The sequence below is a fragment of the Micromonospora sp. NBC_01739 genome (assembly GCF_035920385.1).
Classification (GTDB): domain Bacteria; phylum Actinomycetota; class Actinomycetes; order Mycobacteriales; family Micromonosporaceae; genus Micromonospora.
The window spans coordinates 5,117,819-5,142,888 of record NZ_CP109151.1 but is presented as its reverse complement, the minus strand read 5'-3'; the positions used below and the strand labels follow the sequence as shown (position 1 = coordinate 5,142,888).

General features: G+C 70.0%; 24 protein-coding genes, 3 tRNA genes and 1 pseudogene. 14 read left to right on the top strand and 14 right to left on the bottom strand.

Going from position 1 to position 25,070, the window contains the following annotated elements:
• Positions 1–300 precede the first annotated feature (300 nt).
• The 3 genes from OIE53_RS23365 to OIE53_RS23355 all read left to right on the top strand — a co-directional run bounded on the left by OIE53_RS23365 (position 301) and on the right by OIE53_RS23355 (position 4,162).
• Positions 301–2,085, top strand: coding sequence for an N-acetylglutaminylglutamine amidotransferase (locus tag OIE53_RS23365; RefSeq protein ID WP_327023636.1), 1,785 nt, complete (start codon positions 301–303; stop codon positions 2,083–2,085).
• Positions 2,072–3,196, top strand: a complete 1,125-nt coding sequence (locus OIE53_RS23360) for a carboxylate-amine ligase (protein ID WP_327023635.1) — start codon at positions 2,072–2,074, stop codon at positions 3,194–3,196. The genes OIE53_RS23365 and OIE53_RS23360 overlap by 14 nt, the downstream gene beginning before the upstream one ends.
• Positions 3,197–3,292: 96 nt before the next feature.
• Entirely contained in the window at positions 3,293–4,162 is an 870-nt protein-coding gene (locus OIE53_RS23355) for a manganese catalase family protein (protein ID WP_327023634.1), read from the top strand.
• A gap of 71 nt (positions 4,163–4,233) precedes the next feature.
• Here OIE53_RS23355 and OIE53_RS23350 read toward each other — a convergent pair whose 3' ends face one another.
• The gene (locus tag OIE53_RS23350; protein ID WP_393338955.1) at positions 4,234–5,772 is read right to left on the bottom strand and encodes a non-reducing end alpha-L-arabinofuranosidase family hydrolase; all 1,539 of its coding nucleotides are present in this window, start codon (positions 5,770–5,772) and stop codon (positions 4,234–4,236) included.
• Between the two features lie 689 nt (positions 5,773–6,461).
• Between OIE53_RS23350 and OIE53_RS23345 the strand changes: the two genes are divergently transcribed.
• The 3 genes from OIE53_RS23345 to OIE53_RS23335 are packed head-to-tail and all read left to right on the top strand — an operon-like array spanning position 6,462 to position 8,866.
• The gene (locus tag OIE53_RS23345; protein WP_327023632.1) at positions 6,462–7,541 is read left to right on the top strand and encodes an ABC transporter permease; all 1,080 of its coding nucleotides are present in this window, start codon (positions 6,462–6,464) and stop codon (positions 7,539–7,541) included.
• Complete coding sequence (locus OIE53_RS23340) at positions 7,538–8,224, top strand: ABC transporter ATP-binding protein (protein ID WP_327023631.1); 687 nt, start codon at positions 7,538–7,540, stop codon at positions 8,222–8,224. Before OIE53_RS23345 ends, OIE53_RS23340 begins: the two co-directional genes overlap by 4 nt.
• Positions 8,225–8,263: 39 nt before the next feature.
• Positions 8,264–8,866 carry a TetR/AcrR family transcriptional regulator gene (locus OIE53_RS23335; RefSeq protein WP_327023630.1) on the top strand — a complete coding sequence of 201 codons (603 nt, stop codon included), beginning with the start codon at positions 8,264–8,266 and terminating at the stop codon, positions 8,864–8,866.
• A 24-nt stretch (positions 8,867–8,890) separates the two neighbouring features.
• Here the strand turns inward: OIE53_RS23335 and OIE53_RS23330 are convergent, their stop codons facing one another.
• Positions 8,891–10,075: a putative manganese transporter gene (locus tag OIE53_RS23330; RefSeq protein WP_327023629.1), complete on the bottom strand. Its 1,185-nt coding sequence runs from the start codon at positions 10,073–10,075 to the stop codon at positions 8,891–8,893.
• 206 nt (positions 10,076–10,281) lie between these two features.
• On the opposite strand from OIE53_RS23330, the gene OIE53_RS23325 reads away from it, so the two are divergent.
• On the top strand, positions 10,282–10,923 hold the full coding sequence (locus OIE53_RS23325; RefSeq protein WP_327023628.1) for a response regulator transcription factor: 642 nt from the start codon (positions 10,282–10,284) through the stop codon (positions 10,921–10,923).
• Positions 10,924–10,928: 5 nt separating this feature from the next.
• On the opposite strand, the gene OIE53_RS23320 is transcribed toward OIE53_RS23325, so the two are convergent.
• Positions 10,929–11,714, bottom strand: coding sequence for a spermidine synthase (locus OIE53_RS23320; RefSeq protein WP_327023627.1), 786 nt, complete (start codon positions 11,712–11,714; stop codon positions 10,929–10,931).
• Here OIE53_RS23320 and OIE53_RS23315 point away from each other — a divergent pair.
• Positions 11,713–11,889 (top strand): hypothetical protein, encoded by a 177-nt coding sequence (locus tag OIE53_RS23315; protein ID WP_327023626.1) that lies wholly within the window; start codon positions 11,713–11,715, stop codon positions 11,887–11,889. The genes OIE53_RS23320 and OIE53_RS23315 overlap by 2 nt on opposite strands.
• 93 nt (positions 11,890–11,982) lie before the next feature.
• On the opposite strand, the gene OIE53_RS23310 is transcribed toward OIE53_RS23315, so the two are convergent.
• From OIE53_RS23310 to OIE53_RS23295, 4 genes and pseudogenes are all read right to left on the bottom strand, one after another.
• Positions 11,983–12,180 (bottom strand): MauE/DoxX family redox-associated membrane protein, encoded by a 198-nt coding sequence (locus OIE53_RS23310; RefSeq protein WP_327023625.1) that lies wholly within the window; start codon positions 12,178–12,180, stop codon positions 11,983–11,985.
• 23 nt (positions 12,181–12,203) lie between these two features.
• A pseudogene (locus OIE53_RS23305) lies at positions 12,204–12,368 on the bottom strand (SigE family RNA polymerase sigma factor); the annotation flags it as partial.
• Between the two features lie 216 nt (positions 12,369–12,584).
• Positions 12,585–12,657: transfer RNA gene (locus tag OIE53_RS23300), tRNA-Arg, on the bottom strand.
• Positions 12,658–12,692: 35 nt separating this feature from the next.
• Positions 12,693–12,783: transfer RNA gene (locus tag OIE53_RS23295), tRNA-Ser, on the bottom strand.
• A 763-nt stretch (positions 12,784–13,546) separates the two neighbouring features.
• Here OIE53_RS23295 and OIE53_RS23290 point away from each other — a divergent pair.
• Positions 13,547–13,888 carry a hypothetical protein gene (locus OIE53_RS23290; protein WP_327023624.1) on the top strand — a complete coding sequence of 114 codons (342 nt, stop codon included), beginning with the start codon at positions 13,547–13,549 and terminating at the stop codon, positions 13,886–13,888.
• A 68-nt stretch (positions 13,889–13,956) separates the two neighbouring features.
• On the opposite strand, the gene OIE53_RS23285 is transcribed toward OIE53_RS23290, so the two are convergent.
• Positions 13,957–14,727, bottom strand: coding sequence for a CPBP family intramembrane glutamic endopeptidase (locus tag OIE53_RS23285; RefSeq protein WP_327023623.1), 771 nt, complete (start codon positions 14,725–14,727; stop codon positions 13,957–13,959).
• Between the two features lie 151 nt (positions 14,728–14,878).
• Here OIE53_RS23285 and OIE53_RS23280 point away from each other — a divergent pair, with 151 nt between their 5' ends.
• Positions 14,879–15,997, top strand: coding sequence for a globin domain-containing protein (locus OIE53_RS23280; protein WP_327023622.1), 1,119 nt, complete (start codon positions 14,879–14,881; stop codon positions 15,995–15,997).
• 241 nt (positions 15,998–16,238) lie between these two features.
• Here OIE53_RS23280 and OIE53_RS23275 read toward each other — a convergent pair whose 3' ends face one another.
• The gene (locus OIE53_RS23275; RefSeq protein WP_327023621.1) at positions 16,239–17,753 is read right to left on the bottom strand and encodes a peptide deformylase; all 1,515 of its coding nucleotides are present in this window, start codon (positions 17,751–17,753) and stop codon (positions 16,239–16,241) included.
• A gap of 330 nt (positions 17,754–18,083) precedes the next feature.
• Between OIE53_RS23275 and OIE53_RS23270 the strand changes: the two genes are divergently transcribed.
• Positions 18,084–18,806, top strand: coding sequence for a (2Fe-2S)-binding protein (locus OIE53_RS23270; protein WP_327027365.1), 723 nt, complete (start codon positions 18,084–18,086; stop codon positions 18,804–18,806).
• A 17-nt stretch (positions 18,807–18,823) separates the two neighbouring features.
• Here the strand turns inward: OIE53_RS23270 and OIE53_RS23265 are convergent, their stop codons facing one another.
• Entirely contained in the window at positions 18,824–20,647 is a 1,824-nt protein-coding gene (locus tag OIE53_RS23265) for a hypothetical protein (RefSeq protein WP_442791353.1), read from the bottom strand.
• A gap of 208 nt (positions 20,648–20,855) precedes the next feature.
• Here OIE53_RS23265 and OIE53_RS23260 point away from each other — a divergent pair, with 208 nt between their 5' ends.
• Positions 20,856–21,566 (top strand): class I SAM-dependent methyltransferase, encoded by a 711-nt coding sequence (locus OIE53_RS23260; RefSeq protein ID WP_327023620.1) that lies wholly within the window; start codon positions 20,856–20,858, stop codon positions 21,564–21,566.
• Between the two features lie 94 nt (positions 21,567–21,660).
• Here OIE53_RS23260 and OIE53_RS23255 read toward each other — a convergent pair whose 3' ends face one another.
• From OIE53_RS23255 to OIE53_RS23245, 3 genes are all read right to left on the bottom strand, one after another.
• Positions 21,661–22,194: a YbhB/YbcL family Raf kinase inhibitor-like protein gene (locus OIE53_RS23255; RefSeq protein WP_327023619.1), complete on the bottom strand. Its 534-nt coding sequence runs from the start codon at positions 22,192–22,194 to the stop codon at positions 21,661–21,663.
• 164 nt (positions 22,195–22,358) lie between these two features.
• On the bottom strand, positions 22,359–22,562 hold the full coding sequence (locus OIE53_RS23250) for a hypothetical protein (protein WP_327023618.1): 204 nt from the start codon (positions 22,560–22,562) through the stop codon (positions 22,359–22,361).
• 61 nt (positions 22,563–22,623) lie between these two features.
• A tRNA-Ser gene (locus OIE53_RS23245) sits at positions 22,624–22,710 on the bottom strand.
• 147 nt (positions 22,711–22,857) lie between these two features.
• Between OIE53_RS23245 and OIE53_RS23240 the strand changes: the two genes are divergently transcribed.
• The gene (locus OIE53_RS23240) at positions 22,858–23,835 is read left to right on the top strand and encodes an NAD(P)H-quinone oxidoreductase (RefSeq protein ID WP_327023617.1); all 978 of its coding nucleotides are present in this window, start codon (positions 22,858–22,860) and stop codon (positions 23,833–23,835) included.
• Positions 23,836–23,841: 6 nt separating this feature from the next.
• Here OIE53_RS23240 and soxR read toward each other — a convergent pair whose 3' ends face one another.
• Complete coding sequence (gene soxR, locus OIE53_RS23235) at positions 23,842–24,279, bottom strand: redox-sensitive transcriptional activator SoxR (RefSeq protein ID WP_327023616.1); 438 nt, start codon at positions 24,277–24,279, stop codon at positions 23,842–23,844.
• A 47-nt stretch (positions 24,280–24,326) separates the two neighbouring features.
• Here soxR and OIE53_RS23230 point away from each other — a divergent pair, with 47 nt between their 5' ends.
• Positions 24,327–25,061 (top strand): transketolase, encoded by a 735-nt coding sequence (locus OIE53_RS23230; RefSeq protein WP_327023615.1) that lies wholly within the window; start codon positions 24,327–24,329, stop codon positions 25,059–25,061.
• The last annotated feature ends 9 nt before the right edge of the window (positions 25,062–25,070 follow it).

The following is a 25,070-nucleotide window of genomic DNA, read 5'->3' as shown; positions in this document are numbered from 1 at the left end:
CGATCAGCTCCCCCGTCCGGGGGAGACCGCTCTCTTCACCCCCGTTGACCTGCGCAAGGAGGCCGGCAGCCGGGATGGTCGCGCTCCCGGCATTCCTCCTGGCCGATCTTCGCTCGACCGCACTTCCCGGCGGCTTACGGTCAGGATCAGCCGTTGTTCCGCGAGCGCCTGTTCGCTGACCTCGAGGTGAGGGGGAGGCATGACGTCGCACCGTGCGGGTCATCGAAGGCGTCGACCGGAGCACCGGCGTCCGGCCGGTCCACGGCCCCCCGCAACCGGTCCCCACCCCCTGCGCCGCTGATGTGCGGAATCAGTGGGGAGGCCAGGTTCGACGGTACGATCCCGGATGCCGCCGCGGTGACTCGGATGACGGAGGCGATGCGGTCCCGGGGGCCGGACGGTACGGGCCGGTGGAGCGAGGACTGGGTGGCCCTGGGGCATCGACGGTTGACCATCATCGACCTGTCCGAGGCCGGCAGTCAGCCGATGGTGCGGGAGGATCTGGCCCTGGCCCTGGTCTTCAACGGCTGCATCTACAACTATCCCCAGCTACGCGAGGAGTTGCGGGCCGCGGGCCACACCTTCCGCTCCACCAGCGACACCGAGGTGATCCTGGTGGCGTACGCCCAGTGGGGTGAGGACTTCGTCGACCACCTGGTCGGCATGTTCGCCGTCGGCCTGGTCGATCAGGCTCGGCGTCGGTTGGTGCTGGCCCGGGACCGGCTCGGCATCAAACCCCTCTACCTGGCCGAGACGGCGGGCCGGCTGCGGTTCGCCTCCACCCTGCCGGCCCTGCTGGCCGCCGGGGAGGTGGACACCGAGGTCGACCCGGTGGCGTTGCACCACTACCTGTCCTGGCACTCGATCGTGCCCGCCCCCCGGACCATCCTGCGCGGGGTGCGGAAGCTGCCCCCGGCGACCGTACGGGTCATCGAGGCCGACGGACGCAGCCGGGAACACGCCTACTGGCGACCCGACTACCTTCGCCGACCCGTCCACACCGGGTGGGAGGCGCGGGACTGGCAGGAGGCGATCGGCGATGCCCTGCGTACGGCCGTGGCCCGGCGGCTGGTCGCCGACGTGCCGGTCGGGGTGCTGCTCTCCGGCGGGTTGGACTCCAGTCTCATCGTGGCGCTGCTGGCCGAGGCGGGGCAGGAACACCTGCGTACCTTCAGCATCGGCTTCGACAGTCGTGGTGGCGAGGCCGGCGACGAGTTCCACTACTCCGACCTGGTGGCCCGCGCCTTCGATACCGACCATCAACGCCTGCAACTGGCCGACGACGACCTGGTGCCGGCGGTACGCCGGACGGTCGAGGCGATGACCGAGCCGATGGGCAGCCACGACGTGGTCGCCTTCCATCTGCTCTCCGAGCAGGTCGCGCGGCACGTGAAGGTGGCGCAGTCCGGGCAGGGGGCGGACGAGGTGTTCGCCGGGTACGGCTATCACCAGCCCTTCGCCGAAATGCCCCGGGATCGGGCTGCGGCAGCCTTCGCCGAGGCCTTCTTCGACCACGGGCACCCGGAACTGGCCGAGGTCGTCGGCCCGGCGTACGCCTTGGCCGGTGATGCCAGCGGCGACCTGGTCCACGCGGAGCTGACCGCGCCCGGTGCGGACACCGCGTTGGACGCCGTACTGCGCCTGGACACCCATCTGATGCTGCCGGACGATCCGGTGAAACGGGTGGACAGCATGAGCATGGCCTGGGGGTTGGAGGTACGCACTCCCTTCCTCGACCAGGACCTGGTCGCCCTGGCCGCCGCCTGCCCGCCGGAGCACAAGGTCGCCCAGGGCGGCAAGGGGGTGCTCAAGGAGGTGGCCCGCCAGGTCCTGCCGACGGAGGTGATCGACCGGCCGAAGGGCTACTTCCCGGTGCCCGCGCTGCGCAACGTCGACGGGCCGATCCGCGAACTGGTCGTCGAGGCGTTGCGGGCCCCGGCCGCGCGGGAGCGTGCCCTGTTCCGGCCCGAGTACGTCGACCGGCTGCTCGCCGACCCACAGGCGGCGCAGGCGGCGGCCGGCAGCAACAAGCTGTGGCAACTCGGCCTGCTGGAACTCTGGCTCCAGACCCATGGCGTCCGGTAGCCGGGGGGTCGAGCCGACCCGGCTGACCCTGGGGGTGGAGGAGGAGTTCCTGCTGCTGAATCCGGACACCGGGGAGAGCATGCCGGTGGCCGAGCAGGTGCTGGCCGCCCTGTCCGGCACCGCCCGTGCCCAGAGCCGGCAGGAGTTCCGGCACAGCATGTTGGAGATGGTCACCCCGGTCTGCGCCGACCTCGGGCAGTTGCGCGAACATCTGATCACCCTGCGCCGGTCCGCCGCCGAGGCCGCTGAGGCGGCCGGCGCACGACTGGTGGCGGTGGGCGCGACCCCGGTGGGCGAGGCCCAGCTGACCGTGCCGGACGAGCAGCGCTACCACGCGATGTCCCGCCGTTTCGGGCCGGTGGCCCACGATCCCGCGGTGTGCGGCTGCCATGTGCACGTCGGGGTGCCGGACCGGGAACTGGCCGTGCAGGTGTGCAACCACCTGCGGCCGTGGCTGCCGGTGGTGCAGGCGCTGACCGCCAACTCCCCGCTGTACGACGGTCGGGACACCGGTCACAACAGTTGGCGGTCCATGCAACTGGAACGCTGGCCGAGTATCGGGCCCACCCCGCATTTCGAGTCGGTCGCCGACTACGACGCCACCGTGCAGGAGTTGATCACCGCCGGGATCATGCTCGATGCCGCGATGGTCTACTGGTACGCCCGCCCGTCTGCCGCGTACCCCACGGTCGAGGTCCGGGTCGGCGACGTCTGCCCCTGCGTGGACGACACCGTGCTGGTCGCCGCCCTGGTCCGGGCGCTCGTCGCCACGATGATCGACCGGGTACGCGAGGGGGTGCGGCCCCTGCGGATCCGGGACTGCCTGGTCGCGGCCGCGCACTGGCGGGCCGCCCACGACGGAGTCGACGGGGTGCTCGTCGATCTGTGCAACGGCGGCGCCCGACCCGCCTGGGAGTTGGTCGACGACCTGCTCGACACGGTCACCCCCGCACTGACCCGCCATGACGATCTGGACCTGGTGCTCCGGCAGACCGAACGGTTGCGCCGGGAGGGCACCGGCGCCACCCGGCAACGTCGGGTGATGGCCGCCACCGACGGCGACGTCCAGGCCGTGCTGCGACACCTGATCGCCCAGACCGTGGCGGGTTGACCCCTCCGGGTTGGCCCCGGCGGGCCACCGGTTGGCCCAGCGGGGCCGCCGGAGCGGGAAGTGACCTCGACAGTGTTTCGACGACGAGGAGGACGCGTGTTCAGCCACACCAAGAACCTTCAGTTCGAGGCCAAGCCGGACGGGCCCGACGCCGCGTTCGCCCGCCGGCTCCAGGAAGTCCTGGGCGGCAAATGGGGTGAGATGACCGTCGCCAACCAATACCTCTACCAGGGCTGGAACTGCCGACTCCCCGGAAAGTACAAGGACCTGCTCCTCGATGTCGGCACCGAGGAGATGGGCCATGTCGAGATGATCGCCACGATGATCACCCGGCTGCTGGAACACGCGCCGCTGTCCCTACAGGAGGCCGCCGAGGGCAACCCGATGGTGGGGGCGATCTACGGGGGCTCCAACCCGGCGCACTTCATCCACGGCGGCGGTGGTGCGATGCCGGTGGACAGTGTCGGGATGCCGTGGAGCGGCAACTACGTCACCGCCAGCGGCAACCTCATGGCGGACTTCCAGCTCAATGTCACCGCCGAGGCCCAGGGTCGGCTTCAGGTCTCCCGCCTGTTCAACATGACCGACGACCCCGGGGTCAAGCAGATGCTGCGGTTCCTGCTGGCTCGGGACACCATGCACCAGAACATGTGGATGGCGGCCATCGAGCAGCTCAAGGAGGACGGGCTGGAAGGGATGCCGGTGCCGGACGCCTTCCCCGACTCCCCGGATTTCACCGAGGAGTTCAGCTACGCCTATCTCGACTTCTCCCCCGACGGGGATGCCGCCCAGGGCCGCTGGGCCGCCGGACCGGCACCGGACGGCAAGGGAGAGTTCCGGTACGACAAGACACCCCGCGCGCACGCCCCGGAGCCGGTCCTGCCGCCGGGAGACCCTCGCCTGTACGGCACCGACCCGGGGCTGGTGCAGGGGGTGGTCAACAAGGTCAAGAGCAAGGTCACCTGACGTGTCGGGCGGGCCCGGCCTGCGCCGAGCCCGCCCGTCCCCAGGTCATCCCCGGGGTTGTGTGGTACCCGTCAGCGTTGCAGGGTCAGTACGCCCGGACGGTACGGCAGCAGGCCGTAGTCGCCGCCCGAGTTCGGAGCCCGGCCCTGGTAGAGCAGTTGCAGGTTGCAGGGGTCGATCGTCATGGTCTGGTCGGCGTTGGAGCGGATCAACTCACCGTGGCTGATGTCGTTGGTCCAGGTCGCGTTGCTGTTGGCCTTGCCGGCGAACGGGTTGCTCTCGCTGGCGGCCTGCGGGGTCCACGTCCCACCCAGGCTGGTCGCGGTGAAGGACCGGAAGTAGCGGCCCTGCGACCCGATGGCCTCGACGATCATCAGGTACCGGTTCTGGCCCTGGAGCTTGTACACCTGCACACCCTCGAACAGGTTGTTCGTGGTGTCGGTCATGATCGTGGTGTAGTTCGATCCGAAGCTGCCCGGGAAGTTCCCGATCGGCATGCTGGCCCGGTAGATCCGGCCGTTGTCCCCGGCGAAGAACAGGTACATGTTCTGGTCGTCACCGATCAACGCCTGGTCGATCGGCCCGGTACCCGAGTTCGAGATCGACCCCGTGAACAGGGTCTGCGCCGACGACCAGCTGTTCACGTTCGTCGGGTTGGTCGAGGTCCGGTACGAGAAGGCCGGTCCACCCCACTGGTACGCGAGCACCCAGATGTTGCGCGGGGCGAAGTAGAACAACGAGGGCGCGACCGCCGCGAAGGGCATCTGGTTCTGGCTGGCCGAACCCATCTGGTTCCAGTTCGAGAACAGCCCGAAGTTCATCGAACCCCACGTCGTACCGGTGTCGTGGGTGGTGGCGTAGACCAGGTGCTGACCGTTGTACGGCGCGTGGGTGAAGTCCTTCAACGACACCCAACCCGCCCTCGGCTGCGCCAGGGCACCGGTCGAGGACCACCGGTACGTCGACGGCAGGTTGCAGGTGCCGGTCGGCGGCGGAGTAGTGGGGCCGGGGTCGGGGTTGTTGCCCCCGTCGACGCGGACGAGCTGCCACTGCTGGTTGGCGCCGTTCCAGTCGTCGTACTGCACGATGTTGCCGCCGTCGGCGGTCGAGGCGCCCTGCACCTCCACGACCTTGTTGCTGTGCCGGCTGATCAGTCGGACGTGGCCACCGTCGGAGTCGGCCAACCGGAACTGCTGGTTCGTCCCGTTGTGGTCGGTCCACTGCACGATGCTGCCGCCGTTGGCGGTCGACCAGTTGTAGATGTCGAGCACCTTGCCGGACAGCCGCGACTTCAGCCGGTAGTAGCCACCACCCGAGTCGACGAACTGCCACTGCTGCTGGTTGCCGTTGTTGCGCGTCCACTGGGTGATCCGCGCGCCGTCGTTGGTGGCCAGGTTGTAGACGTCCAGGGCCTTGCCACTGTTGCGGTTGAGCAGCACGTACCACGCGTTCGTGTCGACCGTCGCCGCGGCGGCCGGGGTCGACACCACCGCCACGGCGGCTACACCGCCCATCAGCGCCGCCACGCCGGCCGCAGCCATGCGCAGCAGCCGCCGTCGACTCCGACCCGGGGGTGGCGCGAGCAATGACGATCTACCCAAGGTAGACATGTTCCTCCTTCAAGATGACCAGGACCCGAACGGCCCACCCGGCAGGGGTGCACCGCGATGCACACAGTCCATCGACAAACCGACTGGTGTTAGCGCTAACACCGGCGTCCGCATGCCCTGGCGCACGCCGCAACCAAGATCGGACGCAACAGACTTGCCCGGCCAGCCTCGGCGTCGTCACCCTTGAACATCGAATGTGGGCGATAACATGCCGTTCGTCAAGTCGTAACTTGCCAGTTTCATCGATTCACCTGGCACCCACGCCGGCCGCCCAGCCGCTGCTGATCGTCACCGCATCGGTGACAGTGGCCCCGCCCATCCAACCGAGGGAAGAACCAGTCCGTTCAGACGGATGAGGACGCTAACATCGGCGACCGCGAGAACGAGGGCCCAAGGAGCACTTGGTCCGCCGGCGCTACCCGCCCAGCCCCGGCGCGTACCCGCCCTCGCTGGTTGACGGAGCCCAAAGAGCCTCCACTCGCGCCAGCCCTGACCCGGAAGCAGCAGACAGGAGCACCGGGGGCAAGCCCCAGTTTCGGTGAATTGCTGCACAAGGTGGGTCTGACCCATAGTTCCCGACAGGGGTGTCGGTATCTTTGCCGACATGCTGTCGGCTACCTATCGGATTCGGTGAGCCCATGTTCCTCGCCATACGCGAACTTACCTTCGCCCGTGGACGATTTGCCCTGATGGGCGTCGTCGTCGCCCTGATCGCGATCCTCACCGTGCTGTTGAGCGGACTCTCCGTCGGGCTGGTCAACGACGGAGTCTCCGGCCTGAAACGCCTCCCGGTCACCTCGCTGGCCTTCCAGCACGAGGTCGCCAAGGACTCGGCCTTCTCCCGCAGCGTCGTGGAGACCAGCGCCGTGGACACCTGGGCGGCCCAGGAGGGCGTGGCCGAGGCGGCACCGCTGGGCAACACCCTGGCCAACGGCCGGACCAACCAGGGGATCGAGGTCGACCTGGCCCTCTTCGGGGTCGAGGTCGGTTCCTTCCTGGACCCGGCAGTGGCCGAGGGCCAGCGCCTGGCCGGTGAAGGCGAAGTGGTGATCAGCGCCACCGCCGCCGAACTGGGCATCTCGGTCGGCGACACCATCACCCTGGAGCCCGCCAGCACCCCCCTGAAGGTGGTGGGCATCCTGGCCGACCAGCACACCTTCGGTCACGTCGACATCGGCTACCTTCCGCTGCGGTCCTGGCAGGAGGTGAAGGCCGGCGTCCGGGCAGGCGACGCCACCCCGGATCGCATCTACAACGAGATCACCGCGGTCGCGGTCCGCGCCGATGACGGCGCCGACGTCGACCTGGCGGCCGGGGACAAGGCCGCCGGCACCACCTCGATGACCCTGGAGCAGTCCTTCGGAGCCTCGCCGGGCTACACCGCCGAGACCTCGACCCTCCAGCTGATCCAGGTCTTCCTCTACGCCATCTCGGCCCTCGTGGTGGGCGCGTTCTTCACGGTGCTCACCGTGCAACGCAAACAGGAGATCGCCGTGATCCGGGCCCTCGGTGCCAGCACCCGCTACCTCCTGCGGGACAGCCTGATGCAGTCGGTGGTGCTCCTGGTCCTCTCCGCCGGGGTAGGCGTCGGCATCGGCGTGGCAGCCGGAGCCGCCATCTCGGCCACCCCCATGCCGTTCGCGCTGGAGGCCGCTCCCATCGCCGTGGCCACCGTGCTGCTGCTCGTCCTGGGCGTCGTCGGTGCCACCGTGGCCGTCCTGCGCATCACTCGCGTCGACCCGCTCACCGCGCTCGGAGGCAACCGATGACCGCCGTCCTGTCCCTGTCCGACGTCACCCTGGTCCACGGCGACGGCGAAGACACCGTCACCGCCCTCGACAAGGTCAACCTGGATGTCGCCGCGGGCGAGATGGTCGCCATCGTCGGCCCCTCCGGCGCGGGCAAGTCCAGCCTGCTGGCGGTCTGCGGAGCCCTGATCAGCCCCACCTCGGGCACGATCCGGCTCAACGACCTGGACCTCAGCGCGCAGTCCCCGCGCCGGCTCACCGCGATCCGTCGCGAGCGGATCGGCTTCGTGTTCCAGAGCGGCAACCTGATCCCCTCCCTGACCAGCCTCGACCAGGTACGGCTGCCGCTGACCTTCGGCAAGGTGGCCAACCCCCGCGATCCGCGGGAACTGCTGGCCGAGGTCGGCATGTCCCACAAGGCGGACCGGCGACCCCACCAGCTCTCCGGCGGCGAGCGGCAGCGGGTGGGCATCGCCCGGGCCCTCGTCACCCGCCCGCAGGTGCTCCTGGTGGACGAGCCGACCGCGGCGCTGGACCGTCAGCGCAGCCAGGACGTCGTCGCCCTGCTGGCCCGGGAGGCGCACGAGCACGGGGTGGCCACCGTCATGGTCACCCACGACCACGAGGTGCTGCACCACTGCGACCGGGTGCTTGAGATGATCGACGGCAGGCTGCAGCCCGCCGAGCACACCGCTGCGGTCTGACCCTCACCACCCCGATCAACTGCCGACGAGGAGGAGCGCGTGCCGCGGATCCAGGCGGCCAGCGTCGCCGAGCACCACGCCCGGCAACGGCGGGCCCTGCTGGACGCTGCACGCGCCCTGCTCGCGGAGACCGGGCAGGCGCCCTCCATGGCGGCGGTGGGGCGGCACGCCGGGCTGGCCCGTACCAGCGTCTACCAGTACTTCGCCTCTGCGGAGGAGCTTCTCGCCGCCGTCGTGGCCGACGTGTTCCCGGCCTGGGCCGGTCAGGTCCTGGCCCGGGTGTCGGCGGAGCCGACCGCGGCCACCCGGGTGTGGGCATACGTGGAGGCGAATGTCGAACTGTTCGCCGGCCCCGAGCAGGCGGTGGCCCGGGCACTGACCCGGGTGGTGGAGCCGCGCCTGTTGCAGGGCCCGATCGAGCAGTTCCACGCCCAACTCCAGGGGCCCCTGCGGCAGGCACTCACCGACCTGGGTGAGCCGGAGCCGGACATCATGGCCAAGCTCATCGACTCGCTCATCGTGCGGGCCTGCCAGGAGGTCGGCTCCACCCCCTGGACCGAGGCGGTGGGGATCGCCGCCGACACCCTGGCCCGGCTACGTCGACTGCTCGGCCCGTACCTGGGGCTGAGCCCACAGGTATGACCTGCGGGCTCAAAGCCACCGAGGTCAGAGCAGGAGCAGCAGGGCCGACCCGACCGCCACCGCCGGGATGGTGGTGATGACGGTGGCCATCAGCGCGGAGTGCCGCCGCAGGGCGGCGAGCGGGATCAGGGCGTCGCCGTCCTGGCTGATCGCGTTGGCCACCAGGGTCGGCAGCGGCAGTCCGCCGCTGACGTACAGGCCGGTGAAGACGATCTGCACCGCGCAACCCGGGATCAGGCCGATGCCGGCACCTACCAGCACCCCCAGCAACCCGCCCAGGGCGATCTGCGAACCGTCGAACCCGGTGGTGCTGATGACCACCTGCCATGCCAGGTAGGCCACCGCCACCCAGACGGTGATGAAGGACGCCTCGTGGGCACTGTGCCGCAGGGTGGCGCCGATCGACCGGGGATGAGCGGTCTCCAGGCTGTCGTCCGCCAGCCGCCCCCGACCGGCGGCGAAGATCAGGGTCGCCAGCATGGTGCCGAGCACACCCAGGGCCAGGTACGGGTCGACCCCGCCCAGGGCCCGGGTCAGCACCGCCGGATCGACCAGCTGGAACAGCACCGGCACGGACACCACGAAGGCCGGCGCGGTCAGCCCCCAGAAGGCCGTGGAGGCCGGTACCTGCGGCAGCAGGCCGCCGAACATCCGGCGCGAACCGGCCAGGTCGGGTACGGCGGCGGCGGCCAGGACACCCCCCGACCCGGCGGAGGACCCCACCGGCGCGGGGGCCGGAGCCGACCCCGCCGGGGTGGGCACCACGGCAGTACCGACCGGGGTGGGCACCGCGTCAGGCCTGCGGCGTATCCCTCGCGCCGGGTCGATGCCGAGGGCGTCCACCACGTACCCGGTGACCAGGCCGACCGCGAACAACAGCGCGTGAATCTTGAGGGCGAACATCGGATTCCAGGCCATCACCACCCACGAGGAATCCCCCATGGTCGCGACCAGGGCGGCGATCACCGTACCGAAGGAGACCTTGCCCCGGGCGTACAGCGGCATCAGGATGATCGCGCCGCCGCAGCCCGGACTCACCCCCAGCAGCGCCCCGACCAGGGGTCCCAGCCGGCGATGCCGGGTCAACCCGTCGGTGACCCGGTCCCCGTACCGCCAGCGCAGCCAGCCGAAGAGCGCCACCATCACGGCGACGTAGACACCCACCTGCATGAACGCGTCAGCGAGCGGACGCAGGACGATCTCGGTCACGGGACACCTCCAGGCGACGGACGGCCCGCAGGCGATGCTCTGCTTCAGGCCCCAGCAGGTACGCCAGGGCACTTCCCCGGAGGCTGACCCTTATGGGCCATTCAACGACCCCCACGGGTCACCCGGTGCCATCGGGATCCGTCGGTACGGCCCCTCACCTTCGGTGCGAATGCGCATGATGGTCTGGTAACCGGGAAGGAGCGAACATGTCACACTGTTCCCCCATCCGGGTAGCGGTCATCGACGGCCAGCCGATCTTCGCGCGCGGCCTGGAACTGCTACTTCCCGCCGCCACCGATGGACGGGCACAGGTGGTGGGTTCCACCGCGGACGCCGCGGGGGCGGCCTCGCTGGTCCGCCGGTGCGTACCCGACCTGGCCCTGGTCGACCTGCACCTGTCGGCCCCGGGAGGGATCCGGGCCATCGCGGCGATCCGGCGAACCACCCCCCAGGTACGGGTGGTGGCGATGTCGGACGCCGACGACGTCAGTTCCCCGCTCCAGGCGCTGGAGGCCGGCGCGGAGGCGTACCTGCCCAAGAGCGCCGAGCCGGAGACCCTGCTGCCTCCCTTGCTGGCCGTCCTCCAGGGGTGGGCGGTGCTGCCCACCCACCTGCTGAGCGCGTTGCTCCGACCCGCCCGCTTCCCGCCGGTCGGCCTCGACGAGGCGGAACGCGCCCTGCTCCGGTCCATCGCCGCCGGTTGCAGCACCCTGGAGATCGCCGACCAGATGCACGTCTCCGACCGCACCGTGAAACGGATGTCCGCCGCACTGCTGCGCAAGTTGCGGGTCTCCAACCGGGCCCAGGCGGCAGCGCTCGCGGGCCACGCGGGACTGCTCGACAGCTGAACAGGTCACTGCTCGGGGTCGTCGGTACGCGGCCGGGCACCCGCGATGAAGGTGTCCAGCGCCGGGCCGTGCAGCAGACCGCCGGGCAGCGGATCACGCAGTGCCCGTACCGCCAGACGCGCCAGGGGTAGCCGGTCGGGGCGCAGCGCCGCCGCGAGCACCACGTTGCCGTACCGCCGGCCACGCAGCATCCGTCGGTCGGCGACGACACACACCTCGGCGAAGACCGCCCGCAGGGTGGCCGCCTGTACCCGGGTGAGCACCAGTGGCGGCAGGTCGGTCACGTTGACCAGGTAGATGCCGTCCGGTCGCAGCACCCGGGCCACCTCGGCGGCGAAGGCCATCGTCGTCACATGCGGCGGCATCCGGGCCGCCCGGTAGATGTCGGCGAACACCAGGTCGTACGCCTCGGCGAGGGCGGCGACGACCGCCTCCCGGGCGTCGGCCACCCGGACCTCGATCCCGGCCGGGGTGGGAGGCAGTTCCCGGGCCACCAGGTCGACCACCGCCGGATCCCGCTCGATCACCGTCTGGATCGAGCCGGGCCGGGTGGCAGCGAGGTAACGGGGCAGGGTCAGCGCACCGCCCCCGAGGTGCAGCACCGCCAGCGGCCGCCCGGCAGGCGCGGCGAGATCGGCCACCGCGGCCATCCGACGGACGTACTCGAAGTGCAGGTACCCGGGATCCTCAAGATCGACGTACGACTGCTCGACTCCCCCCGCCAGCAGGGTCCGCCCGGTGGGCCGGGCAGGGTCGACGACCAACTCCAGACGGTCCTCGGCTACCCCCATGGCCAGGCAGGTTAACCGATCCTCGGCCCCGGTCGCCCGGGCGGATCAGCGCGGCAGCACTCACCCGCAGGCGGGATGCACCGAATTCGTCGCGCTGCGGATTCACAAACCTGCGCATTCCTGGCTCACCGATTCCGAGGCGGAAGCCGAACTCCTGACCACACATCTGCCCTGAAACAGGCGACCGACCGTCTCCCTCGTCCACAGCGGAAGAAGCGGGAGGTCCGGGCTGCTTTCCGCAGCCCGGAACCCCCTACCTCGGCAGGTCTCATCCTGACCCGAGGAGCAGAACCAGTCCCATGACCAGCACAGCCGCAGCCCGCCCCCAGGTCCGTACGGAAACCTGTTCCCGCTTGCCGAAGCACTGACACGTGGCTGGCCTGCCCATGACCAGCAGGTAGGTCTGCGCGGCGGTGAACGCCAGACCCAGCAGGACGCCCGCCACCGCGACCGCCACGTCGGACACGGGCCCCAGGGCCGCGGCGGCGACCTCGGCCAGGCCAGCCCGACGCGGATCAGGGTTTCCTGAGCGAGGTCTTCCGCAGCGCTCCGGTCCAGCGTCAGGATGTTGCCCAAGCGCAGGAGCCCGGCGGCGCTCTGTCGTACGAACGCATCGAACCCGGAGTCGTCCGACGGGAATGGTGACACCTTCACACTATGACTACACGGCCCGGCCCCAGGATGTTGCACGATGGCTGACTCTTCGAACAGCGGCTGAGCCAAGACGGCTGGGCAGCGGCACCCGACGGCGACCGTTGGGATGATCCGGAGTGCGCGCCGGGTCGGGTTGGCATGCGACGGGTGCGCGTACCCCGTTGCAAGAAAAAGGCCGCGACCTCTGCTCTCGCAGGTCGCGGCCTCTCCCGTCTGCGCGCCCGAAGGGACTCGAACCCCTAACCTTCTGATCCGTAGTCAGATGCTCTATCCGTTGAGCTACGGGCGCTGGTGCTCGGCCAGTCTACACAACCGGCCTTAGCGCGGAGACTCCGGGATTCGAACCCGGGAGGGGCTTTAAGACCCCAACCGCATTAGCAGTGCGGCGCCATAGACCAGACTAGGCGAAGTCTCCCAGGTGGCCTGCAGACCACCGCGCCCGAGGATACAGGTCCGGCCCGGCCCGGAGCAAAGCGACTACCGGGTGCCGCCCCCGGGGCCGCCCTTCATGCACTGTGCGCGGCCGGGTTCGGGACTACGCTCCATCGACATGCAGGAGCAGCCGCCCAGCGAGCAGGACCGCCCCGAACCCGCTGAGGGGGCACCTCGGCGCTCCCCGAAGGCGACCTTCAGGCCGCCCCCGGCACCCCCCGTTCCCGCCCCTGAACAGCGGGACGAAGCACCCTCGGCACCCCCTCGGCGCACGAAGGCCGCGCCCGGAGTGCTGTTCCAGCCACCCACCGCGGAGCAACCGCTGCCGCGCCCGACCCGGCCCGGGTCGTCCGCACCCCCACCGCCGTTCGTCCCGACGCCCGGCCGGATCGATGAGACCGGGATCACCGGCTCGACGTCCCGACCGAGGGCGCCCCGGCAGGCTGGCGGGTCACGCGACGAGGCCCCGCCGACGCCTCCGGCAACAGAACAGGCGTCCCCGGCCGCACAGCAGGAGCCCTCAGCCGCAAGGCAGGCTCCGGCAGCCGCGAAGAAGGCCACCGCGAAGCAGCGCACCCCGAAGAAGGCCACGCCCGCGAAGAGATCCGCACTCCCGAAGGCCACGACGGCCGAGGCCACCGGACCGGACCGGGCTGCCTCCCCGGAGGCAGCCACCGACCCGCAACCGGTAGCGGCCACGGATCCCAAGCCGAAGGCAGCCGCCGCCCTGGTCGCAGGCCAACCTGGTGCTGCACCTGGCGGCGGCGTACGACCGGGATCCGGCCCATCCGGATCGGGCGGCGGAGCTTATGGTGCTGACCCTGGTGCATCCGGACCTGGAGACCGCCCGCTCAGCGCTGGCCGAGGCCCGGGCGGCGGAGGAGCCCGGATCCCGGCCGGTCGAGGCGGTCGGTCGCCTGGCCGGTCCCCTGACCGCCCAGGCGGGTGGCTGGCTGGCCCTGCGCCTGGCCTCCCGCCTCATTCCCGGCGCCGCCCCACTGGCCGCCGCCGCCGGCAACTCCGCCGCCCTCCAACGCCTGACCGCCCGCGCCCTGGCCACCTTCCGCCCACCCCGAAGCCAAAGTTGATCAAGAGGTTTGCGTCGCGGCGAGCCGCCCGGCAGACGCAAACCTCTTGATCAACCCTGAAGTGGGGGTCAAAGCCAGGTCAGCCAGGAGTCTGGGACGAGGGTGTAGCCGACGAAGGCGACGATGTCCAGCAGGGCGTGGGCGATGATCAGGGGCATCACCCGGCGGGTGCGTAGATAGAAGTAGCTGAAGACGACACCCATCACGGCGTTGCCGATGAAGGCGCCGAAGCCCTGGTAGAGGTGGTAGGAGGCGCGGAGCAGGGCGCTGGTGGCGATGATCGCGCCGACCCGCCACTGGAGTTGCCGCAGCCGGGTCATCAGATAGCCGACCACGATCACCTCCTCCAGGATGGAGTTCTGGAAGGCGGCCAGGATCAGCACCGGCACGGCCCACCAGAGGTCGGGCAGGGCGGCCGGGACCAGGGTGGCGTTGATACCCAGCTGCGCCGCCGCCCAGAACAGGGCCAGGCCGGGCAACCCGATCAGCGCCGCCAGCCCGGCACCCTGGGCCAGGTCCGGACCGGGCCGCCGAAAGTCCACCCCGAGGGTCCGCCCCGGTTCGCCGGGGTCCCGCGCCAACAGGTGTACGGCGAGCAGCACCGGCAGCAGGGCGAAGGCGATGCCGAGCAGTTGGTACGTGAGGTCGAGGTACGGCCGGGCGGAGGCGGAGGTGTTCAAGGCGGCGGTCTGCCGGGACAGCCCACCCTCGGCGGTCAGCTTCGCGATGATCGACACCGTCGCGTAGACGGCCGACTGGCCGAGGGAGAGGCCCAGCACCAGCAGCGTCTCGGTGCCGAGCATCCGGCGGGAAACCGGTCGGGTGAGCTCAACGGTCACCGCTTCACTCTGCCCGACCGGCCACCGGGGTGGCATCCGGGTGCCGATGAGTCGGCCTCATGATGCGATCGCACACTCTGTGCGACCACCACGCACGCTCCGTGGACATTCTATGAGGGCCCGAACCGCCGTCAGAGAAGGAGCGCCCCCGGTGGACAACTTCGCGCGGCTGCTGAAGGAGAGCTGGGCCCTTGTCGAGGCCGACCGGGTCCAACTGAGCGAGTACTTCTACGCCCGGCTCTTCCTCCTCGACCCGGACCTGCGCCCACTTTTCCCGGTGCAGATGGCCGGGCAGGGCGACCGGCTGCTGGAAGCGATCATCGCGGCGATCCACACGGTGGACGACCCGGAGGGCTTCGACGAGTTCCTCCGCGCGCTGGGTCGGGACCACCGCAAGTACCACGTCGAGGCGGCGAACTACGACACCATGGGCGTGGCCCTGCTGGACGCCCTGCGCAGCACCGCCGGGGACGGCTGGAATCTGGAGTACGACCAGGCCTGGCGGGACGCGTACGCGGCGATCAGCGAGAAGATGCTGGCCGGGGCGGCCTCGGACGCCAACCCGCCGTTCTGGCACGCCGAGGTGCTCACCCATGAGCGGTACGGTCCGGACACCGCCGTGTTCACCTGCCGGGCACTGCAACATCCGCTGGTCTGGAAGGCGGGTCAGTACGTCAGCATCGAGGCACCCCGCTACCACCCCCGGGTGTGGCGGACCTACTCGGTGGCGAACGCCCCGAACGACGACAACGTGCTGGAGTTCCACGTCCGTACCCCCGAGGGGGCCGGCTGGGTCTCCGGGGCCCTGGTCCGCCGGGTGAAGCCGGGGGATCTGCTGCGGGTGGCCGCCCCGATGGGTTCGATGACCCTGGACCCCGCCTCGGATCGGGACGTGCTCTGTGTCGCCGGTGGGGTGGGGCTGGCCCCGATCAAGGCCCTGGTCGAGGAGCTGACCAGCTTCAACCGGACCCGCTGGGTGCATGTCTTCTACGGCGCGCGTACCGAGTCCGACCTCTACGGGCTGGACGGGTTGCGCGAGTTGGTGGGCGCCCACCCGTGGTTGTCGGTCACCGCGGCCTGTAGCGACGATCCGGACTTCGACGGGGAGCACGGGGACATCTCCGAGGTGGTGGCCCGCTACGGCCCCTGGACGAACCACGACTGCTACATCTCCGGCTCGGCCGCCATGGTGCGGTCGACCCTGCGGGTCCTCGCCGCCGACGACGTCCCGCCGCAGCACACCCGGTACGACACCTTCGGCAACCTGTAGAGCTTTCCTCCCCCCCGCACCGGGGCGCGTGCCCCTGCCCCCTGGGGCACGCGCCCCGGTCCCCCGATCGGGCGGACCGGCACCGCCCGCACGACCACGCCTGGCCGGCGTCGTTCCCACCCGGACCAGGCGTGGTCGTGCAGCAACAAACGCCACCCTGGCCGGCGTCGTTCCCACCCGGACCAGGCGTGGTCGTGCAGCAACATCGGTCGTGCAACAAAGTGGTCGGGCAGAGACCTGGTCAGTAGCGCCAGGGGTGGCCGCTGTCGCGGTACTCCTCGATCGGCACCAGCGGCACTCCGGGGGCCATCCGGTCGACGTACAGCCGGCCCTCCAGGTGGTCGATCTCGTGTGCCACCAGACGGGCCATGCCGAACTCGAACGAGGTGATCACCCGGCTGCCGTCGAGTTGGGCGTGTTCCACGTCCATCCGGAGCGGCCGGGGCACCAATCCCCGATGGTCGAAGAAGGAGAGGCACCCCTCGTACTGTTCGTCGGTGTCGGGTGCCGAGTCGACCACCCGGGGGTTGAGCAGCACCAGGGGTTCGGCGGTCCGGTCCGGTGGCCGGATCACCGCCGCGGCCCGGCCGATGTCCAGTTGCGGGGCGGCGATGCCCACCCCCTTGGCGAAGGGGTGCAGTTCGTCCAGGCGGGCCAGGGCGTCGATCAGGCGGTCGATGACCTCCTGGGCGGCCCGTCCCTCGCGGGGCAGGTCGAACGGGCGGGCCGGCTGGCGCAGCAGGTCAGTGCCGCGTTGCAGGATGCCCAGTCGGCGCATCCGCTCGGAGGGTCGCATCCGTTCCCCCTCCGGCTCGGCGTCGGGCTGGGCGCGGAAGCGCCACTGAAGTCGGTACCGGGCGTTCAGGGGTGGGTCGTCGGTCGCCCACTCGAAGATCGCCCGGTCGCCCTCCGCCCGCCGGACGACCGCCCGGCGCAGGGGGCCTTCCTCCGCCGACAGCGAGGTCTCCACGCCCCAGACCTGCGGGTCCAGTTCAGCGGGCAGATCCAGACGTACGGCGAGGTGCCGGGTCGGTACGCGGACCGCACGTTGGAACCACGGCCCCCACTTGTCCCGCCCGACGGTGTACGTGTACTCGATGGTGGCGCGGTGCCCGGGGTAGAGGGGGAACCGTCGTTCACCGTTCTCGAAGAGCAGCCAGATCTCCTTGAAGGCGTCCCGGTCGTACTTGGCCCGCCAGTGCATGGCCTCGCGTTCACCGGACTCCTCACGGTGGGCCCGCAGGCCGAGTTCGGCGAAGGTCAGTGGGCGTTCCCGGTGGTGCCGGTTGGAGCGGCCAGGGTCGTTGGGGTAGCGGTCCACGGCGACCCGTACCAGGTAGCGGGTGACCGGCTCGGTGCCGGCGTTGTACAGCTCCCGGCGGATCAGGCAGCGGTATCCGTCCTCGCTGTAAGTGAGGATGCTCAACTCGTTCTCGACGATCAGCCCGGTGCCGGGCGGAATCCACCGGCCGATCGAGTCGGGCTCCCGGGGGTCGCGCTCCGCGCGGGTGTGGCGCAGGTGGTCGTACTCCCGGAAGCGTTGCCAGATGGCGCCGCTGGCGTCCAGGACGGCCTCCGCCCGCCGGGCGAAGTCCGCGGTGGGTCGATGTCGCCGTCCCTCTACATGGCTCACGTACGACGGGTCGAAACCCATCAGGGTGGCCAGCTGTTTCTTGGACAGCCCTCGCTCGGTGCGGTGGCGGGCGAGTTCGGCGGCGAAGGAGTCGGCAGCCCGATCGAGCGGTGAGATCGTCATCAGCTTCCTCGTGGCCGGGAGTACTAGGTTTCACGTTTAGTGGCGAGACGTGTACAGGACTGGCATCTTCTCGACAGGAGGCTTGACTGCTGGGCGATTTACACCGATACTGCGCGGGGTTTTCGCAAGAACACGCTGGGTAATCACTCGTCCCAGGCGACCGGCAGTTTTCGTTTCTTGCTCTCTCCGGGGTTACCGCCACCCGTAAAGTGTGGTTAGGCTAGCCTTAGTTGAGGTTCTCGGAGAGGGGTGCACCAGGTGACAGCGGTACTGCCCGTTTCCGTACCCTCGGCGACCGCCCTGGATCCGGTGACCACGACCCTGCGGGCCATGTTCGGCACCGATGTCCTTCCCGGGCTGGCCCCGGGGCTGCTGGTTCCCGACGAGACCGACTGGGCCTCGGCAACCACCCTCACCGACGGCACTCGCCTGCCGGAGCTGCTTGGTTCCGCGGCCCGCCTCTGGGGTGGCAGTCCGCACGCCTCCGCCGCCCTGGCCTGGAAGGCCTACAGCTATTGGGCGGCGCTGCCGGTGGCGCTCGGCTGGGCGGTCGCCCGGCGGGTACCCCTGCTCGACGCCGACACCACCCTCATCCACTTCGCCGACCGGCGCACCCTGGTGACCCTGGGCCTGCGCCGGTCGACCCGGGTGGCGGTGCTGCCGAACGATCCGCTGGCCGTCACCGATCCCCATCAGGTCCAGGTCGTGGCCGACGAGCAGGAACTGCTGGCCACCCTGCGGGCCACCCTGCTGGAGGCCCACCTGTCCCCGATGGTCTCCGCGATCCAGGGTGAGGTCCGCATCGGCACCCGTACCCTGCTCGGTTCGGTGGCCTCCGGCATCGCCTACGGGTTGTTGACGGCCACCGACAGCGTGCCCGGCTCGACGGTCGAGTCGATCGACACCCTGCTGGACGCCCTCGACCTGGCCGACCTGGTGGAGCTGGTGCCGGGCGCGGACGGCAAGCCGACCGTGCAGCGGCGTACCTGCTGCCTGGCCTTCACCCTGCCCAACCCGAAGGTCTGCCAAGGCTGCTGCCTCCGCAGTTCCTGACGGGGCACGGAGCCGGATCAGCCGGTCAGCGGTCGGACGTCCCAGAGCCAGACACCCCCGGTCTGCACCGGCTCGATGCCGGTGAGGTCGGTCATCGCCTGCCGCAGGGCCTCCGCGCTCGGCTGCGGAGCCAGCACCACCGCCCCGGCCCGCCAGTACCGTAGATCCTCGATCGCCTCCCGGCGGTCCTGGGCGGTGACCGGCGGCACCTCGCCGCTGCGCCGTACGGTGGCGATGAAGCTGCTGGTCGGGCGCGGCGGCGCGCCGAACAGGGCGATCCGGTCCTTGCCGGGGCGGGTGTCCGGGCCCAGGAAGTAACCCCGGGCGATCGGCATCTCCAGCCGGGTCTGAGCCGACCAGCGCAGCGGAGCGGCGTACTCGGTGTCCGGCAGCGGCAGGGTGACCAGGCTGCGCCCGCCGGCCAGATAGGGACGCCAGGCGCCGGAGGTGACGAACTCCGGAGTCGGTTCCAGGCGCTTGGTCGGCAGGGGGGTGGGCAGCACCGGCACCAGGGCCATCGCCAGTACGGTCACCGTGGCGAACCGGATCTGCGGACGCCGGGCCGGGTAGCGGGTAGCCAACTCGTGGGCCCGCGCCGCCCCGTAGGCCAGCAGCACCCCGATGATCGGGGTGATCGCCAACGCCCAGCGGGTCGGCACCACGGAGTGCAGCACCGGAAGGTCCTCCAGCAGCGCCCACGGCGCCGGTATGCCGGTCCCTTCCCGGTCGAAGCGGATCTCCCGGCCGAGGGAGAACACCGCGAAGAGCACACCCAGGCCGGCCAGCGCGAGCACCACGATGTTGCGTCGCAGCCACCAGACCAGCGCGACCACACCGATCACCAGGGGCCAGCCGAAGAAGGAGTTCTCCTCGGTGGGGTTCTTGGCCAGGCCGGTAGCGCTACGCGCGTCCCCGGCCACCGATTCCCGGGCGTACGCGACGAAGGAGGCCAGGTCGGTGGAGTAGCCCCGGATCACCCAGGACAACCCGTGGTAGGCGCCCGGACCGAAGAACTGGACATAGAGGGGGTACGCCAGCAGCACCGCGGAGACCCCGGCGGCGACCCCCAGCCCGGCCAGGAAGGTGCGGGTCCGCCCTCTCAGTTCGGGGCGGCCCAGCGCCAGGGCCACGATCACCACCCCGACACCGATCGCGGTCATCAGCAGGATCTCCAGGTTCAGGAAGGCCTGCCAGACGATCACCAGGGCGAGCAGCAGACCGTTGCGCAGCCAGCGGCCCGGGTCGGCCAGCCGCAACGTACGCCAGATGATCAGGGGCACCACGTACTGCGCCACGATGTTCGGATGGGCGTTCGCGTGCGAGACCATCGCCGGGGCGTACGCGCAGAAGGTCGCCCCCAGCCAGGCCGGGCCACGGGAGCCGACGACCACTCTGGACAGCAGGAAGTACCAGGAGGTGGCCGTGGCGATCATGCCCAGGGTGAGGAAGACCAGGAAGGCGCTGCGGGTACCGAACACCAGGGTGATCGGCGTCATTGGCAGCGAAACAGACAATACCGACGTATTCGCCACCAAATTGACTGATTCGGGGACGTTCATCCGGTCCGAGGTGAAGGGGTAGGCGAATTCGGTGACCACCCGAGCGCCGTGCGCCATCATCCACTCGAATTGCGCCATGTCTGTCTTGTTATCCCGAATGCCGTGTTCCGGATTCCACCACATCCGAGCGGTCACCCAGCAGGCCAGCAGCCCGAAACTCGCCACCGCGGCCAGGTCCTTGAACCACCCTGACCTGCGGAAACGACCACGGCCGGGCGGGGTGGTCGGCGACTCTCCCGCCCCGGAATCCTCGACAGGGCGATCCGATTCAGGAGTAGTCATAACAATTCGCAGCGTAGTCGGCCAATCGGGCCACCGTGCGGGGTTCCGGGCACTCGCGTAACATCTGCCAAGTTCGCTGACCACCACCGATCGTGCACCTAGCCCCGACCAATTCGGCTGCCCCAGGCCCCGAGAATTCCGCCAACCGGGCGGATGGTTCACTCAGTCGGTACTGGCGCGGTCGAGTCGTATCGTGAGGAATCGACGCATGACAGAAATCACTGGGGATCAGCGCGTGCAGTCCGAGGTCCTGGAGGGCCTCGCCACAGCGGTCAACCACCGACGCTGGTTCGTCGAGTTGGCCGTGCCCTACCTGGGCGAGAACCCGATCGAGATCGGTAGCGGCCTCGGCGACTACGCCCTGGAGTGGGCCGAGCGCCTCCCCCGGTTCACGGCCACCGAAGCCGACCCGGACCGCCTGGTCTCACTCAAGGAGCGGCTCTCCGACCGGCCCAACATCGAGGTCCGCCAGATGCTCCTGCCCCACTCGGAGCAGGGCGACTACAGCGCCGCGGTGTCGTACAACGTCCTGGAGCACATCGAGGACCACGTCGGCGCCCTGCGCAGCATGGGTGAGCTGGTCCGGCCGGGCGGAGCCGTGATCATCATCGTGCCGGCCTTTCAGTTCGCGATGAGCCCCGCCGACATCGCCACCGGCCACGTCCGCCGCTACACCAAGAAGACCCTGTCGGCGGCGATGACCGAGGCCGGTCTGCGGGTCGAGAAGATCCACTACGCGAACGCCCTCGGCCTGATCGGCTACTTCATGGCCACCAAGGTCTTCCGCCTGATGCCGAAGGAGGGCCCCATGGTGAAGGTCTACGACACCCTGGTCCTCCCGGCGACCAAGGCCGCCGAGCAGCTCCTCCTCCCCCCCTTCGGCCAGTCCGTCTTCGCCGTAGCCCGCACCCCCGCCTGACCCCGCCCTTTCTCCTGTTGATCAAGAGGTTTGCGTCTGAATCCGGCTGGATGTCGACGCAAACCTCTTGGTCAGCTGTGTCGGCGACGAGGGGTCAGGCCGCGATCTGGTAGGTGGGGCGGATGGTGGCGCGGGCGAGGGTGTGGAAGGTCAGGTTGAAGCCGACGTAGGCCGGGGTGGCGTCCGGAGTGAGGTCGAGTCGCTCCACGTCGAGCGCGTGCACCGCGAAGACGTACCGGTGCGGGCGGTCGCCGGGCGGCGGCGCCGCACCACCGAAGCCCTGCTCGCCGTAGTCGTTGCGGACGGTGAACCCACCGCGCAGGTCCTCGCTCGTGGCCCCGCGCGGCAACTCGGTCACCTCGGCCGGCAGGTTCACCACTACCCAGTGCCAGAATCCGCTACCGGTCGGCGCGTCCGGGTCGAAGCAGGTCACCGCGAAACCCTTGGTCTCGGCCGGAAAGCCCGACCAGGACAGCTGCGGTGAGACATTGCCGCCGCCGGTGCTGCCGTGCGCGTGCGCCGAATCCATCGGCTCACCGTTCTGGACGTCCTGACTGGTAAGCGTGAACGAGGCGACCGTCGGCAGCAGCTCGTACGGGTCCGGGGCGATGGGACGTTCCAGGGTCATCGAGTCAGGTCCTTCCGATGCAGGTGGCGTTCTGCCGCCCCTTTCATACCCTGTGATGCGCCGTCATTCGTGAAACCCGCGCGGGTGTCAGCCAGAAGCCCACACCCCAGGCTCCTCGGGTGGGTCCTCCCGGGCCGGTCAGAGACTTCGACCAGCCTTCTAGATCAACCCAGCCACAGCCCGAACGCGGCCAGCACCCGGCTCACGCCCAGGCTGCCGAGCACGTTGAAGTTCTCGACAGCGGCGTTGTTACGCAGCAGCCCCGAGGTGTGCCACTCCTCCGTGGAGAGGTCGTGTAGGCACCCAGGAAGCCGACCCCAACGATCGTGGCGAAGTCCTACGCCCCGGCACCCCCCACGAGCCCCCACCAGCACTCAGCCCCGGTTCATAGACCGGGGCCGAGCTGCGCTTTGAGAGATCACCGGCAAGCGGAGGGTGTGGGATTCGAACCCACGAAGACATCGCTGCCTTACCGGTTTTCAAGACCAGCGCCATCGGCCACTAGGCGAACCCTCCCGGACCGCGCGCCGCGCGGCCGTGCCTAGTCTGCCACGCCCAGGCGAGCGCCGAACGGGGGGAGCTATCCGTTTCGTCATGATCATTTCACCGCCGGATGAGGTCCATCCGGTGGGGTACGGGGGCGTATCGGGTAAGACTGGGGACATGCGCGCGATCATCGTGACCGAGCCCGGTGGGCCGGAGGTGCTGAGCTGGAGCGAGGTGCCCGACCCTCAGCCGGGGCCGGGCGAGGTGCTGGTCGAGGTACGGGCCACTGCGGTCAACCGGGCCGACCTGTTGCAGCGGCAGGGGCATTACCCGCCACCGCCGGGTGCCTCGGAGTATCTCGGGTTGGAGTGCTCGGGGGTGATCGTCGAGGTCGGCTCCGAGGTGCACGACTGGTTTGTGGGGCAGCAGGTCTGCGCCCTGCTTGCCGGTGGCGGGTACGCCGAGCGGGTGGCGGTCGCGGCGGGGCAGCTGCTGCCCGTACCGGATGGGGTTGATCTGGTGGACGCCGCCGCGTTGCCGGAGGTGGCGTCGACGGTCTGGTCCAATGTGGTTCAACTGGCCCGGCTGGCGGCGGGCGAGACCCTGCTGGTGCACGGCGGCGGCAGCGGGATCGGCACCTTCGCGATCCAGTTGGGTACGGCGTTGGGTGCGACCGTGGTGGCGACGGCGCGGGCGGCCAAGCATGATCGGCTGCGGGCCTTGGGGGCGGCACACCTGATCGACTATCGGGAGCAGGACTTCGTCGAGGAGGTCCGCAAGGTCACCTCCGGCGGGGGCGCCGACGTCATCCTCGACATCATGGGCGCGTCGTATTTGGGCCGAAACGTGGCCGCTCTGGCGTACGACGGGCGGCTCGTGACGATCGGGATGCAGGGCGGGCGCAAGGGGGAGCTGGATATCGCCGCGCTGCTGGCCAAGCGGGGCACCATCGCCGCGACGGCCCTGCGGTCCCGGCCGCTGGAGCAGAAGAGTGCCATCGTCCGTGGGGTACGGGAACAGGTGTGGCCGCTGGTTGAGGCGGGTCGGATCCGGCCGGTGATCGACCGGCGGATGCCGATCAGCGAGGCGGCCGAGGCGCACCGCCTGGTGGAGTCGAACGACCACGTCGGCAAGGTGCTGCTGACCATCGGTTGAGGCCGGTCAGCGGGGCAGGGTCAGGCGCGCTCCGGGGCCTTCGCCGGCCAGTTCGTCGCCCGGGTTGTAGAGGGTGCAGTGGTTCAGGGACAGGCAGCCGCAGCCGATGCAGCCGTCCAGGTTGTCGCGGAGCCGGTGCAGCAACTTGATCTTCTGATCCAGGCGCTCCCGCCAGGCGGTCGACAGGTGCGCCCAGTCCTCGGCGGTGGGGGTACGCCCGGCGGGCAGGGAGTCCAGGGCGGATCTGATCTCCTCCAGGGAGATGCCTACCTGCTGGGCGATCCGGATGAAGGCGACCCGGCGCAACTCCCCGCGGTGGTACCGGCGTTGGTTGCCGCCGGTCCGGTCGGCCCGGATCAGCCCCAACCGCTCGTAGTAGCGCAGCGCGGACTGGGCCACCCCACTGCGGGCGGCGAGTTGACCGATGGTGAGTGCTTCGTGCATCACTTTCGCCTTGTGTTGAACCTTGCTTCAACTTGCAGGCTAGTCGCATGTCCTCATCAGCCATCATCACCAGGCGGATCGCCGAGGCGGCCGCACCTCTGGACGGCCGGCACCCGGTCGCTCCGCTGCTGGAACGGGTCCGCGCCGGCCGTGAGTTCGGCCCGAAGGTCTACTCGACCCTCGACGTGTTGTGGGTGCTCTACGACCGCGTCCTGCGGATCACCCCGGCAACGGTCGACGAACCCGACCGGGATCGCTTCCTGCTCTCCAAGGGCCATGCGGTCGCCGGCTACTACGCCGTGCTGGCCGCGAAGGATTTCATTCCCCCCGACTGGCTGGACGACCAGGCCGGGCCGGACAGCCGACTGGGTGACCACCCGGACCGCACGCTGGTGCCGGGGGTGGAGATCGGTTCCGGGTCCCTGGGGCACGGTCTCGGCCTGGCCGTCGGCAGCGTCCTCGGCCTGCGTGCCCAGGGCCTGCTCGACCCCCGGGTGTACGTCCTGCTGGGCGACGCCGAACTGGACGAGGGCTCCAATCACGAGGCGATCGCGTACGCCGGTGCGGTCGGCCTGGCGAACCTGACCGCGATCGTGGTCGACAACTCCTCCGCCACCCACGGCTGGCCCGGCGGGGTGGCCACCCGCTTCACCGTCAACGGGTGGACCGCCACCACAGTCGACGGGCACGACCAGGAGGCCCTGTACGCCGCCCTGACCGGTCACCACGGCCACCGGCCCCACCTGGTGGTGGCGGTCGTCGACAACGGGGAGCAGTCATGAGCGAGACCG